Below are 1,087 nucleotides of genomic sequence, written 5' to 3' on the forward strand. Positions count from 1 at the left end.
GCTACTTTCTGGCCACGAATAGGAAAGTCTTGGATACCAACCTCTGGAAAGAATCCTTTGGATTCAAGATCCTTTTTATCATAACCCTCGGGGGCTATATTCTTCTCTTCAAGGTAGATGTTCAGCATCTTTTCTGCTTTATCTACTTGGGTTAACTCAAAATAATCCAGGATACCTTCCGGTAATAATAAACTGATCAGGGTTTGCTCGGCTTGACTCAAAATAAAAATTGTCGTTTGGTTTACAAATGCAAAAGAAAGAAATTATTTCCTTCCCCCCAAGAATTCCGCTTGATCCATTAGACACACTTCCTTCACGAAAAGGTACCTGTTTGTGGGTTTGGTGTGAAGGAAGTGTGAACAAGGTGTGGAGAAACCTACTATTTGGCTATAAACGTGATGGAGCTAGTTCATTAGAATAGAACCTGCCAAAATATTTCAATTAATTACAATATTTCTCATAAATAAATCATAAATAATTTTATAGAAAATATAGTATTTTTAAATTATTATAATAATCTTGCAATAGATTTAATGCCAAAAACTATTACATAAATATATAGCCAATGAAATAAAAAAACAGCAATAACAAATCATACTTCTTAAATGAGGTATTAATTAAGAGTCTCGATTTACAAATTCTCACAATTGCAATCAACGAGACAATAGATTAATGCCCATGACAATATTTGTTGTACTTTCGCGGGTGCACTATAGTGTGATGGGCTCTATTGTAAACCCGTTTGGTTAGGCCGTGAGAAGCCCGTAAATGCGGTATTTAGAGCTCAACTATAGTTACTGTTGCACAACTCATAGTCTTCCAACCAAAATTCAATGATGTCTAACTACTACGTTTTGATTGCGAAAATCATTCCTAAGTATTTTCATAAATAATTGTAAATGAATATATTAATTGTTATTTTTATAACATGCAAGGCAAAAAAGACTATCAGGAAAAACTGTTTATCCGATTTCAACTTTCGGATTATGTTCCACAGGATAATTTTTACAGACAGCTTAAGGGATTATTAGACTTTAGTTATTTATATCAGTCTACAGTCAAATATTATGGCAAAGAAGGTCAGAAG

2 protein-coding genes are annotated in these 1,087 nt (G+C 33.1%); one reads left to right on the forward strand and one right to left on the reverse strand.

The genetic code is table 11. From position 1 onward, the window contains the following. Positions 1–221, reverse strand: a 221-nt coding sequence (locus tag EZ444_RS27075; RefSeq protein WP_455430285.1) for an ISAon1 family transposase N-terminal region protein, incomplete at its 3' end; no start/stop codon positions are given. Between the two features lie 26 nt (positions 222–247). On the opposite strand from EZ444_RS27075, the gene EZ444_RS27340 reads away from it, so the two are divergent. Continuing rightward, entirely contained in the window at positions 248–421 is a 174-nt protein-coding gene (locus tag EZ444_RS27340; protein ID WP_165503747.1) for a hypothetical protein, read from the forward strand. Positions 422–1,087 lie beyond the last annotated feature (666 nt).

The sequence above is a fragment of the Pedobacter hiemivivus genome (genome assembly GCF_004331685.1).
Taxonomy (GTDB): Bacteria; Bacteroidota; Bacteroidia; order Sphingobacteriales; family Sphingobacteriaceae; genus Pedobacter; species Pedobacter hiemivivus.